Annotated in this window: 17 protein-coding genes and 1 pseudogene; 9 read left to right on the plus strand and 9 right to left on the minus strand. The window is 53.4% G+C overall.

The window, feature by feature from the left end:
- Nucleotides 1-335: pseudogene (gene rbcL / locus H8Q75_RS03410) on the minus strand (ribulose-bisphosphate carboxylase large subunit); the annotation flags it as partial.
- 412 nt (nucleotides 336-747) lie between these two features.
- On the opposite strand from rbcL, the gene ylqF reads away from it, so the two are divergent.
- Both ylqF and H8Q75_RS03420 read left to right on the plus strand, forming a co-directional pair.
- Nucleotides 748-1611, plus strand: coding sequence for a ribosome biogenesis GTPase YlqF (ylqF, locus tag H8Q75_RS03415; protein WP_024124571.1), 864 nt, complete (start codon nucleotides 748-750; stop codon nucleotides 1609-1611).
- Nucleotides 1612-1887: 276 nt separating this feature from the next.
- Nucleotides 1888-2040: a hypothetical protein gene (locus H8Q75_RS03420; protein WP_162147170.1), complete on the plus strand. Its 153-nt coding sequence runs from the start codon at nucleotides 1888-1890 to the stop codon at nucleotides 2038-2040.
- A 21-nt stretch (nucleotides 2041-2061) separates the two neighbouring features.
- On the opposite strand, the gene bchI is transcribed toward H8Q75_RS03420, so the two are convergent.
- On the minus strand, nucleotides 2062-3129 hold the full coding sequence (bchI, locus tag H8Q75_RS03425) for a magnesium chelatase ATPase subunit I (protein ID WP_200865518.1): 1068 nt from the start codon (nucleotides 3127-3129) through the stop codon (nucleotides 2062-2064).
- A 341-nt stretch (nucleotides 3130-3470) separates the two neighbouring features.
- On the opposite strand from bchI, the gene H8Q75_RS03430 reads away from it, so the two are divergent.
- Genes H8Q75_RS03430 through rsmI form a run of 3 tightly spaced genes read left to right on the plus strand, consistent with a single transcriptional unit; the run spans nucleotide 3471 to nucleotide 5416 of the window.
- Nucleotides 3471-3950 carry an RNA-binding protein gene (locus tag H8Q75_RS03430; protein ID WP_297040527.1) on the plus strand — a complete coding sequence of 160 codons (480 nt, stop codon included), beginning with the start codon at nucleotides 3471-3473 and terminating at the stop codon, nucleotides 3948-3950.
- Nucleotides 3951-3968: 18 nt separating this feature from the next.
- Nucleotides 3969-4571: a precorrin-6Y C5,15-methyltransferase subunit CbiT gene (gene cbiT / locus H8Q75_RS03435; protein WP_024124573.1), complete on the plus strand. Its 603-nt coding sequence runs from the start codon at nucleotides 3969-3971 to the stop codon at nucleotides 4569-4571.
- Nucleotides 4571-5416, plus strand: coding sequence for a 16S rRNA (cytidine(1402)-2'-O)-methyltransferase (rsmI, locus tag H8Q75_RS03440; RefSeq protein ID WP_024124574.1), 846 nt, complete (start codon nucleotides 4571-4573; stop codon nucleotides 5414-5416). Before cbiT ends, rsmI begins: the two co-directional genes overlap by 1 nt.
- On the opposite strand, the gene cofG is transcribed toward rsmI, so the two are convergent.
- The 5 genes from cofG to H8Q75_RS03465 all read right to left on the minus strand — a co-directional run bounded on the left by cofG (nucleotide 5397) and on the right by H8Q75_RS03465 (nucleotide 8814).
- Complete coding sequence (cofG, locus tag H8Q75_RS03445) at nucleotides 5397-6344, minus strand: 7,8-didemethyl-8-hydroxy-5-deazariboflavin synthase subunit CofG (RefSeq protein ID WP_024124575.1); 948 nt, start codon at nucleotides 6342-6344, stop codon at nucleotides 5397-5399. The two genes, rsmI and cofG, sit on opposite strands and share 20 nt — an antisense overlap.
- 59 nt (nucleotides 6345-6403) lie before the next feature.
- Nucleotides 6404-6637: a hypothetical protein gene (locus H8Q75_RS03450; RefSeq protein WP_024124576.1), complete on the minus strand. Its 234-nt coding sequence runs from the start codon at nucleotides 6635-6637 to the stop codon at nucleotides 6404-6406.
- A 9-nt stretch (nucleotides 6638-6646) separates the two neighbouring features.
- Nucleotides 6647-6892 carry a ferredoxin-thioredoxin reductase variable chain gene (locus H8Q75_RS03455; protein ID WP_041429066.1) on the minus strand — a complete coding sequence of 82 codons (246 nt, stop codon included), beginning with the start codon at nucleotides 6890-6892 and terminating at the stop codon, nucleotides 6647-6649.
- A gap of 119 nt (nucleotides 6893-7011) precedes the next feature.
- Complete coding sequence (locus H8Q75_RS03460; RefSeq protein ID WP_024124578.1) at nucleotides 7012-8004, minus strand: CHAD domain-containing protein; 993 nt, start codon at nucleotides 8002-8004, stop codon at nucleotides 7012-7014.
- Between the two features lie 207 nt (nucleotides 8005-8211).
- Entirely contained in the window at nucleotides 8212-8814 is a 603-nt protein-coding gene (locus H8Q75_RS03465; protein ID WP_024124579.1) for a superoxide dismutase, read from the minus strand.
- Between the two features lie 191 nt (nucleotides 8815-9005).
- Between H8Q75_RS03465 and H8Q75_RS03470 the strand changes: the two genes are divergently transcribed.
- The 4 genes from H8Q75_RS03470 to H8Q75_RS03485 are packed head-to-tail and all read left to right on the plus strand — an operon-like array spanning nucleotide 9006 to nucleotide 13002.
- Complete coding sequence (locus tag H8Q75_RS03470) at nucleotides 9006-10484, plus strand: phosphoglucomutase/phosphomannomutase family protein (RefSeq protein ID WP_024124580.1); 1479 nt, start codon at nucleotides 9006-9008, stop codon at nucleotides 10482-10484.
- A gap of 34 nt (nucleotides 10485-10518) precedes the next feature.
- Nucleotides 10519-11952 carry an MFS transporter gene (locus H8Q75_RS03475; protein WP_024124581.1) on the plus strand — a complete coding sequence of 478 codons (1434 nt, stop codon included), beginning with the start codon at nucleotides 10519-10521 and terminating at the stop codon, nucleotides 11950-11952.
- Entirely contained in the window at nucleotides 11949-12791 is an 843-nt protein-coding gene (gene folP / locus H8Q75_RS03480) for a dihydropteroate synthase (protein WP_024124582.1), read from the plus strand. The genes H8Q75_RS03475 and folP overlap by 4 nt, the downstream gene beginning before the upstream one ends.
- Nucleotides 12792-12837: 46 nt before the next feature.
- Nucleotides 12838-13002 (plus strand): hypothetical protein, encoded by a 165-nt coding sequence (locus tag H8Q75_RS03485; RefSeq protein ID WP_297040539.1) that lies wholly within the window; start codon nucleotides 12838-12840, stop codon nucleotides 13000-13002.
- 7 nt (nucleotides 13003-13009) lie between these two features.
- On the opposite strand, the gene H8Q75_RS03490 is transcribed toward H8Q75_RS03485, so the two are convergent.
- Complete coding sequence (locus tag H8Q75_RS03490; RefSeq protein WP_024124583.1) at nucleotides 13010-13480, minus strand: hypothetical protein; 471 nt, start codon at nucleotides 13478-13480, stop codon at nucleotides 13010-13012.
- 11 nt (nucleotides 13481-13491) lie between these two features.
- The coding region (gatC, locus tag H8Q75_RS03495) for an Asp-tRNA(Asn)/Glu-tRNA(Gln) amidotransferase subunit GatC (protein ID WP_297040542.1) at nucleotides 13492-13711 on the minus strand (220 nt) is incomplete at its 5' end.

The following is a 13711-nucleotide window of genomic DNA, read 5'->3' on the forward strand; positions in this document are numbered from 1 at the left end:
GAGCCTTCTTCAAAGAGATCCAGCGGGTAGGCAATGTAGGCGATGAACTGATTGTCTTCACCCGGCAGGGGTTCGATGTCGTAGCAGCGACCTTTGTAGCGATCCAAGTCGGTCAGCAGGTCAGTCCAGACGGTGGTCCATGTACCTGTCGAGGATTCTGCGGCAACGGCGGCGGCAGCTTCTTCAAAGGGCACACCTGGCTGCGGGGTGACACGAAAGGCCGCTAGAATATCGGTATCTTTGGGGGTGTAATCAGGGGTGTAGTAGGTCAGGCGGTAGTCTTTTACCCCTGCCTGATACCCAGCTTTCTGGGATTTGGATTGCGTATAGGCCATAGACGTTTTTCCTCTTTAACAGTTACTGTGCCGAATAGAGCAATCTCTACGGGCAACCTTTGCAATGGGTAGTGTGAACGCTACGATTCCCCGAAAATGGGGCAAAATTGAGCAATGCAAAACTCAGCGAGATGATGCAACCATCCGCAAGCCTGTGATATCGTCGTAGGTCTTATGCTTAGCATCAGCTTAGTTGATGCCCAATGCAATAACTTTTGCTTTGGAGATTCTTAATTATTCTATAGGTTTGGGTTATCAATCTTTAGATTTGTTTATAGGTTTCTAATCAGAGGTGCGCAACTATAGTCTTTTATCTATTCAAAAGACACTAATGATTACCTGAAATCAATTTAATGCCACTCATGGGGGGCGATCGCTCTATTGTTTTTGAAAAAAAGGGGGTGGAATTTCTATGGGTCCGATCATTCAATGGTATCCTGGCCACATTGCCAAGGCAGAACGTGCCCTCAAGGAACAACTGAAACAGGTGGATGTGATCTTTGAGGTGCGGGATGCACGCATTCCCCTTGCCAGTTGCCATCCCCAAATTCGTCAGTGGGCTAGTGGCAAACAGCGCCTCTTAGTGCTCAATGGAATGGATAGGATTAGCGATCGCGATCGCCAGCAGTGGCTGACATGGTTTGAGACCCAAGGGGAAACAGTTTTTTTCACCAATGCGCAGCGGGGTGAAGGGATTCGCCGACTCGAACAGGCTGCGGTACGGGCGGGGGCGGCCATCAATCAACGCCGTCAACAGCGGGGCATGCAAGTAAGAGCCGTGCGAGCTGTGGTTTTGGGGTTTCCCAATGTGGGCAAATCAGCCCTCATTAATCGCCTCTTGCGGCAGCGGGTGGTTGAGAGTGCAGCGCGTCCGGGGGTGACGCGGCAACTGCGCTGGGTGCGCTTGTCCCCTGCCCTCGAACTCTTGGATGCCCCAGGGGTATTGCCCATGAATTTCAAGAATCAGGAGGCGGCGGTAAAACTGGCCATTTGCGATGACATTGGTCAAGCTGCCTACGATCCCTGTCGGGTGGCACCAATGCTTGTGGATATCATGCAACAGTTGGGGCATGCCGATCGCCTTAGGGAGCGCTACGGTCTGGCCCTTAGCAACACCGGTGAGACCTACCTTTATGACCTTGCTGCTAGCCGCTACCATGGTGACTTGGAACGGGCAGCCAGGCAACTGTTGCAGGACTATCGCCGCGGTTACCTGGGGGCGATCGCCCTTGAGCATCCTCCTCAATCCAGCAACAGCACCATAGCATCGTCCTGATGTAGCTTTATGTAGCTATTTCCAAATCAAGTTTTTATGAAAACACTTATCCTGACTGTGGGCAATCAGCAGGTCAGCTGGCGGTGCCGCAATGGAATTGTTCGCAGTTTTGGGGCGGATGGCCCCCCCTCAACTGGATGAACTGTATCGGAAATTTGGCGTTGCGCCAGGTTTCCATGATCCTGAGGGAAACTACCGCCACAGGGTGCGCTATTGAAGTGAGATTAATATCGCAATGGCGTTGTTCACCGCAATCAAGGGATCAGCTGTGAAGAGTTGACTCAGTTGGCAGATGTTTCCCCAGCGGCATCCCCCGCAGAAATTCATCAAGGGCTGTTAAATGCCCTGCGCGAACTTCTCAAAAAGCAAACGCGTGAAGAACAAATGCCTGAAAAGGGGTGGCGCGATCGCTCTACGAGTGCGGACTAAGGCAATTGCAATCATCGGAGCCTAGGCAGGAATCTCCACACCAAAGACCTCTTGGAAGACTTTGCCCACCTTGTAGCCGGAATCAATGGACTCTAGGGGATCCTTGCGCAGTCGGTGCCGCAGACAGAGGACAATCACCCGCGCAATGTCCTCAACGGTGACATCTGTGCGTCCCTCAAAGGCAGCCAAAGCCTTGGCGGCGCGGTTAGTGACAATGTCTCCCCGCAGGCCGTCCACATCCAGCTCAGCACACACTTGGGAAATTTTTACTCGCAGCTCGTGGTCAATGGTGACCTTGGGCAATAGGGCTTGGGCGGCGACTAACTTAGCTTGCAGGGCTTCCTGTTGCGCCTGGTATTTCGCCAAAAAGGCTTCGGGGTTTTGATCAAATTGCGATCGCTGTTCCACAATTTCCACGCGCAGGCTTGGATCCTTGACGGTCCGAATCTCAGCGTGCATGCCAAAGCGATCCAGCAGTTGGGGTCGCAATTCCCCTTCTTCGGGGTTACCAGAGCCAACTAGGACAAAGCGTGCTGGGTGACGAATTGAAATGCCCTCACGCTCAACGGTATTCCAGCCGGAGGCAGCGGCATCCAGCAGGACATCCACTAAGTGATCATCCAGCAGGTTCACCTCATCCACATAGAGAATGCCGCGATTTGCCTTGGCCAAAAGTCCTGGCTCAAAGGCTTTTACCCCCTCCGCAAGGGCTTTTTCAATGTCAATCGTGCCGCACACGCGATCTTCTGTGGCTCCCAGGGGCAGATCCACCATGGGTACTTTTTTCTTGATGGTGTGAATGGGTTCACCGGCTGCTACGGCCACCTTCACGGCATCACTCATGAGATCGGGATCACTGGGGTGACTATTGAAGGGGTCATCGGCAACCACCTCAATTTCTGGCAGCAAATCTGCTAGGGCACGAATGGTGGTTGATTTGCCCGTGCCGCGATCGCCCATAATCATCACCCCACCAATTTTGGGGTCAATGACATTGAGCAACAATGACAGTTTCATTTCGTCTTGACCGACAATTGCCGCAAAGGGAAAAACCGGCCGACGAGGCACAGCAGTCGGAGTCACAGGCATCACATCGCAAAAACAGCATTGATTATTGTGCCACATTGCGTTTGTGCTGCCACAGCAAAATTTTTCCGCAAAATCCTAGCCCTAGGTGGAGAAAGCGTGATAACCTTAGGAGAGATAACTCAAGAGCTAAGTGCGCTCATTGCCTTTGCTCTGCCCCATCAATCAAGGTTCTCAATTAGCAACAATCGCTGTGAACCAATTTAGCCATTCCACACCACTAACAGCAGTAAGGTCTTTACATGCCATTCTTGGCTCTAGGCCTTGGTTACGAGCGGTTTCTCACGCCCGACTGTCCATTTTTCAACCGTGTTGTTTTTAAGCTGCCTAAGGGAGGTTTCTTTATGTCTGTGCGTTTATATGTGGGCAATCTGCCGCGTGATTTGAGCCGCGAAGAGTTAGAAGCCCTATTTAGCCAAGAAGTGGGCGAAGTGGCTACCACTAAACTGATTACGGATCGTAAGACAGGTAAGTGCCGGGGGTTTGGCTTTGTCACCGTCGAATCCGAAGAAGTAGCGGATCAAGTGATTGAGAAACTCAACGGCTACACCTTTAAGGACAATCCCCTCAAGATTGAGAAGGCCAACGACAAGCCCAAGTCTGAAGCTAAAGAAAAAGAGGAAGCAGCGGCAGAAAAAAACACTGCCAGCAACCGCAGCAATAACCGCAAAAATAACAAAAACAATGGGCGGCGTACTCAAGTCAATTCTGCGCCGACTGAATATAGCTCCATGGATACGGAAGCTGCGCAACCCGATCCCCGCTGGGCAGATGCCTTAGCACAGCTCAAAGAGCGGCTCCTCGCTCAAAGCAGCAACGCTTAAGGATTTTAGGCTGTTGCTATGACGGTGGATCCCTGGCCATTTGTCACTCCGGGTATCCCCGATAGTCTGTTTGCGCGATTACCAGGTATTCCCCTCACCCAACGGGAAACGCGGTTATTGATGCTCTCCTATTTGCGGCTTGAACCGGACTCTTGCCTTTGGGATGTGGGAGCAGGCACAGGGACGATCGCTGTTGAGGCAGCCCGTTTGGCAAAGCGGGGACAGGTGATTGCAATTGAACGGGATGAAGAAGTCGTTGATCTGATTCAGCGCAATTGCGATCGCTTTGGGGTCAAGAATGTACAGATTGTTGCTGGTTTGGCTCCAGACTGCTTTCCTCAGTTACGTCACACACCGCAGCGGATTTGCCTGGAGGGGGGGCGCCCCATCAAAGAAGTTTTACTGCGAGCGTGGGAGTATCTTGCCCCCGGTGGTCGCTTGGTGGCGATCGCCAGTAGCTTAGAAAATCTCTATGCCCTCTCTGAGGGTTTCGCGACCGTCCAAGCCCGCAGCCTAGAGGTGGTGCAATCAGTGATCAATCGTCTGGAAACGCGGGGCGGCCACCAAATTTTTGCAGCCGTGGAACCAATCTTTATTCTCAGTGCAGAAAAAATCTCCTAATGGGCATTGGGCAATTGTGGGTGGTGGGCACCCCCATTGGCAACCTTGAGGACATGAGCGCTCGTGCCCTGCGTATTCTCAAGGAAGTGGATCTGATAGCCGCCGAGGATACACGCCACACTGGCCGCCTGTTACAGCATTTTGGCATTACCACACCCCAAATTAGTCTCCATGGGCACAATACCCAACAGCGAGTCCCCCAATTGCTTCAGCGCCTAGAGGCGGGTCAACAGATCGCGCTCGTCAGTGATGCGGGCCTACCGGGGGTGTCGGATCCCGGTTATGAATTAATTACCGCCTGCATTGCTGCAGCGATTCCCGTGACGCCGATTCCCGGCGCGAATGCTGCCTTAACAGCTTTGATGGCCGCAGGATTACCGATGAATCGCTTTTGTTTTGAAGGGTTTTTGCCGACTAAGGGGCGCGATCGCCAGCAGCGACTAGCAGCCCTGCAACAGGAAACACGCACGATTCTTCTCTATGAAGCCCCCCATCGCTTGGTGCAAACAGTAACAGAGTTATGTCAGGTTTTGGGGAGCGATCGCCCTGTTGTACTTGCCCGCGAACTTACCAAACGCCACGAAGAATTTTGGCGGGGAACCCTCGGTACTGCCTGCACTTATCTACAGGAGCATCCCCCCCGGGGCGAATACACACTGGTTTTAGCCGGTGCCCCTGAACATTCTCTGGCCGTGAACCCCAATTATCTCGCCAGCGAATTGGCAACACTGCTCAACCAAGGTCTTTCTCTCACCCAAGCCAGCCGTCAACTGGCGACTCTGACGGGGCTTTCGCGGCGTGACATCTATCAACTAGGGCTGCAGCTTAAACAGGAATCTCCTTAACCTTCTCCTGCAAGGGCCGTGGCAACCAATCCACAAACTGCGGATAAACTGGCAGTCGTGGCCCTAATTCCCATCCCCAAGCTGCTAATTGTTCCCTGAGCACTGCTAGATCGGTGTGGGGATAGTCTGGATTGACATGATCTAAGGGGACAATACCCCCCAAGTCGCGAGCGCCGGCCTCTAGGCACGCGCGAAAGACCGCTGGTTCTGTGACTAGATTGGCAGGAATTTGAATCGTGATGTCCTCAGGCAAGAGCGATCGCGCCCACTGCACCACCTGGGGTAATTGCTCCAGATCAAAAGGGGGTAGCCTCTCTGCCTGCTGCTGCCCAGGACTGTGGGGCTGCAGAATCACCTCCTGAATGTGTCCCCACCGCCGATGACACTCAGCAATAGCCGTGAGAGTCTCTGCCCAATCCTGGGGCGCTTCACCAATCCCCAAGAGCAATCCCGTGGTGAAGGGAATGCCCAGTTCTCCGGCCTGTTCCAGTTGGTGTAAACGAAGTTGCGGAGCCTTACTGGGGGCATGGCGATGGACACTTTGCAACAACTTGGGTGTCAACTGCTCCAGCATCAGCCCCATGGAGACATTCACTGTCTTGAGGACGGTCATTTCTGCTCGACTCAGGGGGCCCGCATTGGTATGGGGCAAAAATCCCTGATCCAACGCTAAGGCTGCTACATCATAGAGACGCTCTAACCATTTGGCACGCTGGGGACTGTTGGGGGCAACTTCGCCACTGAGAATGAGGATTTCCCGTACCTGTTGCGGATCAAGCTCTGCCAACTGTTTGGCCGCCGCCTCTAAACTCAACCAACCACTCGTGCCAATGTCCTGACGAAAATTACAGTAGGTACAGCGATTAAAACACTCATAGGTCGGCACAAGGGTGAAGGCTGGACTGTAGGTGATGGTGCGATCGCCCATAGGAGACTAACGAAAAAGTGCTCTTATCTCAGCATCAGCGCCCTCAGGGGGATGAGTTCTTAATAACGGGCGATCGCGAACACGTAGAGGGCATGGCCTGCCAACAAGGTGAACCACAGGAGCGTTACTGTCGGCATAAAAGGCACCGCCGTGGGTTGTAGCTGATGCCAAAACCAGCCACCAGAATTAAACGCAGCAAAAAGGGCAACATGGACAGCAAAATTCATGCGATCGTCCAAGCGGCGGTAGCTCGGATCGCGACGATCGGGCTTACGGGGCCAACGGGGAGGCATAGAGGGTACCTAAATCACTGCCAGCTCATCGGGGTGCAAATGGGCAACAAACTTGGGACTAAACCGCACTTGAATCGGGTAGTTGGGACTAATGGGACGGCCTTGCCAGTCGCTGAGAATAGCGCAAATTTCCCCTTCCATCCCTTGAATATCAAAAGGTTCATTGCGGTGATCGGGATGGTGATAGACAATGGTGGGGGTCTTGACGCGGACCCGCAGCCCAACACTTAAAGTTTGTGGCTCCATAACGCTCATTTGTTGTGTGCTCTCCTCGACTGGCAGGGGTTTTATTTTTATCGTCGCATACGGACTGGCAAGGGCGATCGCCCTCGGACAATTGAAAATCAATTGTTACCATTACCCACCAACCTCTGTCAGTTGGCAGAGGAGATGATTGGGTGATCGAGGGGGCTGCCATTGGCACTGATTGTCATTGGTGGCATCAGGAGCAGCGAGCGCACTTGATGGCGTTTTTCGGGGCTGAGGTATTCCTGCTGGACACAGCGCCAAGTTTGCCACTGGCGTGTTTGCTCAAGGGCAATCATTTCTGCCAGGCAAGGAGAGGCTTGACGGAGATTGAGGCCAAGTTGGGTACGGAAAAAGTCATCAAGGACAACGCCATCGTGAAGGGTCCCTAGGAGTTCTTGCAACTGCGCAAAAGCACTCACCTGTTCGTTGAAGGCGTCTCCATAGACACCGCTAAAGAGTTCCATTTGGTAGCGTACCCGTTTGGTTTGCTTGCGCAGATCGTGGAGATCTTCACCCGCCGTTTGTAACCACTGGGGTGGGTTACTGACTGCCAAAAAGAGGGGGCGATCGCCCTGCCATTCAATAGCCACTTGCCACCCCGGATGGAGCAGGAGCTCACACACCAAGGGCAATAAAATGTCTGGGGCAATCAGTTCCGTGGGTAAGTTGGCAATTTCACGATATTGAGGGGCAGCTAGCCATTCTTCTAGACCCTGTTGCAATTTGCGATAGCGATCGCTCCGCAGCAATTGAAGCGCTTTTTGCAGCAGTTCTGCCCGCTGCTTTTCGAGCTTTTTAATGAGCTTGGCCAGTTGTTGTTGCTCACAGCGGGGCAGGTGAGGGTAATACTGCTCTTTGAGCGCCAGCATCATCACATCCAAATCCCGTACGGGACTGAGGCTGCCGGCGATCGCCCGTACCCGCTGAATGGAGACCCCCTTGGGCAAACGTACCGTATTACAAAACACCTCCAGAGCCGTTCGCAGGCGGCGCAGACCAACGCGCATCTGATGAATCGCCTCAACATCGCGATCGCGAATCACCCCCGGCTCGTGTTTGCTAATTTTGCGGTAGTACTTTTCAAAAGCGGCATAGGCAATATGCCCTAGGATCTCCATAGGACCCCCTCCCTGCTCAACGCCCAAAGGAATACCACCATCAAACTAACGTTTATTAACCAAGGTTACTTTATTTCTTAAGTTTCACTTAACCCTATTCTACCGTTGTGGCTGAATCACTGCTTGGCAACAAAAAACCCCGCTCAACTGGAACGGGGATTCAGTGAAGTCATTCAGTAACAGCCAAATAGAAAAAAACTGGGAATCTTAGGCAGCTGCCAAGTTCTTAGCAACAAAATCCCAGTTCACCAGTTGGTTCAGGAAGTTATCAATGAAGTCGGGACGACGGTTTTGGTAGTCGAGATAGTAGGCGTGCTCCCAAACATCAATCGTCAGTAGGGGCACTTGACCGTGAACCAAGGGGTTTTCGGCATTGGGCGTTTTAGTCACTTTCAGTGTGCCAGCTTCAAGCACCAGCCATGCCCAACCGCTGCCAAATTGGGTCGCTGCGGCATTTTTGAACTGGGACTTGAATTCGTCGTAGCTACCAAAAGCACTGTTGATCCGAGCAGCCACATCACCCGTAGGAGTACCGCCGCCACCTGGCTTGAGGCTATTCCAGAAGAAGGTGTGATTCCACACTTGAGCGGCATTGTTGAAGATGCCCACTTTGGCAGCATCGCCATAGGTCATGCGAATGACATCTTCAAGGGATTTGTCAGCGAGTTCCGTATCTTGAGTCAGTTTATTGAGGTTATCCAGGTAGCCTTTATGGTGTTTGCCATAGTGAAATTCAAGGGTTTTTGCAGACATTCCATAGGGTTCAAGGGCACCCGGATCAAAGGGAAGGGGTTCTTGTACAAATGCCATAGTGTTCAATACCTCTCTGAAAGTGATGCAAGTTTAGGCTACTAGAGATCAGTCATCGCCAAAAGGCACCTAGCGGCAGTGCCCATCGCCTAATTAACAATTCGCAATAATTATATCATCCTCCTTTCTCCTTCGGAAAAGGGCTGTGCCGCAGCATGATATGTTCAGAGGGGTTTTGGGTCTTGCGCTCTATGGTTGGTTCTGTCCTGCGCCTAGATCAAGTTTTGATTCCTGAGGATGCCCCAATTCGCTTTGGTACCGACGGTTGGCGCGGCATCATTGGGGCTGAGTTTACCTTTAACCGTCTGCTGCGGGCAGCTAAGGCAGCGGCGGCAGTACTTTACCAAACCTATGGCGATGGCAGGACGCCGCGAATTATTGTCGGTTACGATCACCGGTTTTTAGCGGAACACTTTGGTACAGCCGTTGCCCAATTGCTGACAAGCCAAGGCTATGAGGTTTGGCTTTCTAACTGTGCGGCACCCACACCGGCCTTTAGCTGGGCTGTCAAAGCAGAGGGAGCCATTGGCGGCTTGGTCATTACGGCAAGTCACAATCCCGCTATCTATGCAGGACTGAAGGTGAAGGGCGCCTTTGGTGGATCAGTCCCCACACCTGTTACCCAAGCCATTGAAGCGCAGTTAGCTCAAGGGGAGCCGCCACCCGTGGGGGAGGCCAAAACAGACTATCAAGTCTTTGATCCGTGGCCCAGCTATTGTGCGGCGTTGCGCACTCATGTTGATCCCAGCCCCATTCGTGAGGCGATCGCCACGGGTAAACTGCGCGTCTGTGCCGATGTCATGCATGGGGTTGCCGCCGGGGGACTGGAGCGATTGTTGGATTGGCCCATAGAAGAGTTTCGGCGCGATCGCGACCCCCTCTTTGGCGGCGGTGCCCCTGAACCCATTGGCCGTTATTTAGCCGCTACCCAAGAACAACTGCGGCAACAGCCCAGTGCCACTCCTACGATATGTTTAGTCTTCGACGGTGATGCCGATCGCCTGGCAGTCATTGATGGCGAGGGGGTACTGTACACTGCCCAAGAAATGATTCCCATCTTGATTGACCATTTAGCACAGCACAGTCCCTATCGGGGGGCAGTGATTAAATCCATTAGCAGTTCGGATCTGGTGGCACGAGTGGCAGCCCACCATGGCTTAGCCGTGATTGAAACGCCCATTGGCTTCAAGTACATTGGCGATCGCATGCTGGCCGGCGAAGCTGTCCTCTTAGGCGGTGAAGAATCAGGGGGAATCGGCTATGGCCACCATCTCCCCGAGCGGGATGCCCTCCTGTCGGCACTGTACCTATTACAAGCCCTGGTGACCTCCGGCTTAAGCGTGGGGGAATACTATCAGCAGTTGCAGGTAACAACAAACTTTTACAGTGCCTACGATCGCGTTGATCTCACCCTCACGTCCTTGGCACAGCGGCAAAAACTAGAAGCACTCCTAGGGGAGCATCCCTTCACCCAGATTTTGGAGAGTCCCGTGAGCCATTGGGACACCATTGACGGCTACAAGTTTCATCTGGCCGATGGCGGTTGGCTACTGATTCGCTTTAGTGGCACCGAACCTCTGCTGCGCCTCTACTGCCAAGGGAAAACCCCTGAACAGGTGCAGCGCATTCTACAATGGGCCAGTCAATGGGCAGTTGCAGTTGCTGGCTAATCGTTAAAAAAAACAATCCAATGGACAAAGCATCATGCCATCAGACCCATTCAGCCAAAATTCCGCTGCCACCAGTGCCCGTCCGCCCCTTTCCCTGTGGACAAAACTTGCCTTTGGCGCCGGCGATCTTGGAACTGCCATCACTGCCAATTTACAGGTGTTTTTCCTGATGGTGTTCTTGACCAATGTGGCTGGACTCAATGCTGGCTTGGCGGGAAGCGTGCTCATGATTGGCAAAATTTGGGATGCCATGAATGACCCGATCATCGGCTACCTGAGCGATCGCACCCCCGTGGGCAAGTGGGGACGCCGCCACATCTGGATGATGGCAGCCGCGATTCCCTTTGGCTTGAGTTTTTGCTTGAACTGGTGGGTACCAACGACGGATCAAGGGTTGCTCTTTGGCTACTACGTCCTCATTGGCCTATTGTTTAACACGTTTTACACGGCGGTAAACCTGCCCTACACTGCCCTCACACCAGAGCTCACTGAAGATTACAACGAACGCACCCATCTCAATAGTTTTCGCTTTGCCTTTTCCATTGGGGGTAGCATTGGCTCCTTACTCCTTGCTCAGGTCGTCTTCCAGAACATTCCCGATCCCCAAGCCCAATACTTGATCCTCGGGGGCATTGCCGCCGTCTTGTCTGTTTTGCCCATCTATTGGTGTGTCTGGGGAACACGGCAGCGGGTGCAAGCCTTTGAACGCGGTATTCGCAATCCTGAGCACCGCCCCTTACCGCTGCAAACGCAACTGCGGCTGGTGTTTAGCAATCGTCCCTTTCTTTATGTAATGGGAATCTACCTGTGTTCTTGGCTGGCGGTGCAAATTACTGCCTCGCTGATTCCCTTTTTTATTGGCGATTGGTTGCAAATGTCCGCCGCTGCCTATACCCAAGTGGCGCTGACGGTTCAAGGAACCGCGATGATCATGCTCTTTGTCTGGAGTGCTGTGAGTCGTCGCCTGGGTAAGAAGGCAGTGTATTTCATGGGAATGAGCCTGTGGATCATTGCCCAGGGCGGTCTCTTTTTGTTGCAGCCAGGACAGACAGCGCTGGTATATGTCTGTGCAATTCTGGCGGGCTTTGGGGTTGCGACCGCTTATCTTATCCCTTGGTCAATGATTCCGGATGTGATTGATCTGGACGAACTTGAGAGTGGCCAGCGGCGGGAGGGGATCTTCTATGCCTTTATGGTGCTGCTGCAAAAAATTGGTCTTGCCCTGGGTCTGTTCTTTGTGGGTCAGGCTTTGCAGTGGGCGGGTTACATTTCTACTGTCGCCGGTGCCCCACCCCCAGTGCAACCCCCTTCGGCACTCTTGGCAATTCGCGTTGCCATTGGACCTTTGCCAACCTTCTTTCTCATTGTGGGGATGATTTTGGCCTATCTCTATCCCATTACCCACGCTGTCCACCAAGAGATTCTTTTGCAGTTGCACGCCAGACGCCAAGGAGAGACTGAGGCATGAAGGGTTGGTCTGTGGGCGATCGCACCTTTGTGTGGGGAGAGCGCACCTACATTATGGGCATCTTGAATATCACCCCCGACAGTTTTAGCGATGGTGGTGACTTTTTTAATCCTGCCAGTGCCGTTGCCCATGCCCTAGAAATGGTTGCCGCCGGTGTTGATGTCATTGATGTAGGGGGGGAGTCCACCCGTCCGGGAGCTAGTGAAGTGCCCATTAGCGCTGAGTTGGCTCGGGTGCTGCCCGTGATTGAGGGCATCCGTCAGCAGTCCCAGATTCCCATTTCCATTGATACCACCCATGCGGTGGTTGCCCAGGCAGCGGTGGCAGCAGGTGCCAATATTGTTAACGATGTTTCAGGGGGGCAGGCGGATCCTGAGATGTTGGCCACGGTAGCGGCATTGGGGGTGCCCTATATCCTCATGCATCGGCGGGGAACCCCAGCCACCATGCAGCAATTAACTGACTACGAGGATTTGATCGGCGATTTGCTTCGCTATTTTCAGGAACAAACCCAGCGGGCGATCGCCAGCGGCATTCCTCCTGAGCACCTGATGATTGATCCTGGCATTGGCTTTGCGAAAACCACGCCCCAAAACCTCACCCTTTTACGGGAATTGCCGCAATTTCACACCCTTGGCTACCCAATCCTCCTTGGCCCCTCGCGCAAACGCTTTATTGGCGATGTCCTAAACCTGCCCCATCCTAAGGACCGAGTTTGGGGTACCGCAGCAGTCTGCTGCCATGCCATTGCCCAAGGGGTGGCGATGGTGCGCGTCCATGATGTGGCAGCCATGGTGCAGGTGTGTCGGATGGCCGATGTGCTCTGGCGATCGCCCTAGGGAGACTCCAACCATTTGAGGACACTAACCGCCATCAGAAAATGTCGTGGTTGCAACCGCAGAAACCTTTGAGGCCCGCGGCGAAGCCACGGCTGTAGGGCTCACCCATCCTGAAGTCATTGGTGGTGCCCTGGGGATCAGGGAGCGGATAGTGCACTTGAGCGCTTTTCCCAGGGAAATTCCCCAATCGAAGCGCCGCCGGCTTGATTAGGTAAGCCCTAGGGGCAATTGCTGCGCCCCGGAGCAGGCACACACAGTTCCCACTCGGCATTAAAGGGTTCGTAGCCCAGGGCCACTCCCGCTCGTTCCGCTTGGTAGCGCACCTCCTCAAAGCAGTCAAAGCCATCGGGGCGCACGGCAATGATAATGTACTCGCGATCGCTCTGACGACGTAGATTAGCCAACAAAATTGCCAAGGTGGAAGTGGGCTTGTCGAGGTCTGCTTTGGGCACAAGCACTTTTTGGGGATGCATGATCACCCCCTCGCGACGGCACTCTAAATAGCGAGGGGTACGTTCCGCATTTTGGGCGTTTTCCCGTGCCAAAATTTGCACATTAGTGCGTTCTCGCCCAAGGCTACTGGCACTGATGATCACCACTAATAGGATCAGGGTGCCAATGGTGCAGGCCAAGATCGAGAGGAAGGGAAATAAGTCCAGTTGCAAATGGTGGGATTGACGCCGCCGCACAGACTGATGCCTTACATAATTTTGGGCACGCGGAAAAAGTCATCTTCGCGCTCGGGGGCGATCGCTAGCAAGTCCTCCCGATGTGGCCAAGGTTCCAACACATCAGGACGGGTTACATTACTCACCTCAATGGCTCGCGTTGTTGGCGGCACCTCCGTAACATCCAGTTCACTCAGTTGATTGACATAGTCGAGGATGCTATCTAGTTGCTGGGTCAGTGCTTCAATTTCA

This window comes from Thermosynechococcus sp. OHK43 (genome assembly GCF_014466085.1).
GTDB lineage: Bacteria > Cyanobacteriota > Cyanobacteriia > Thermosynechococcales > Thermosynechococcaceae > Thermosynechococcus.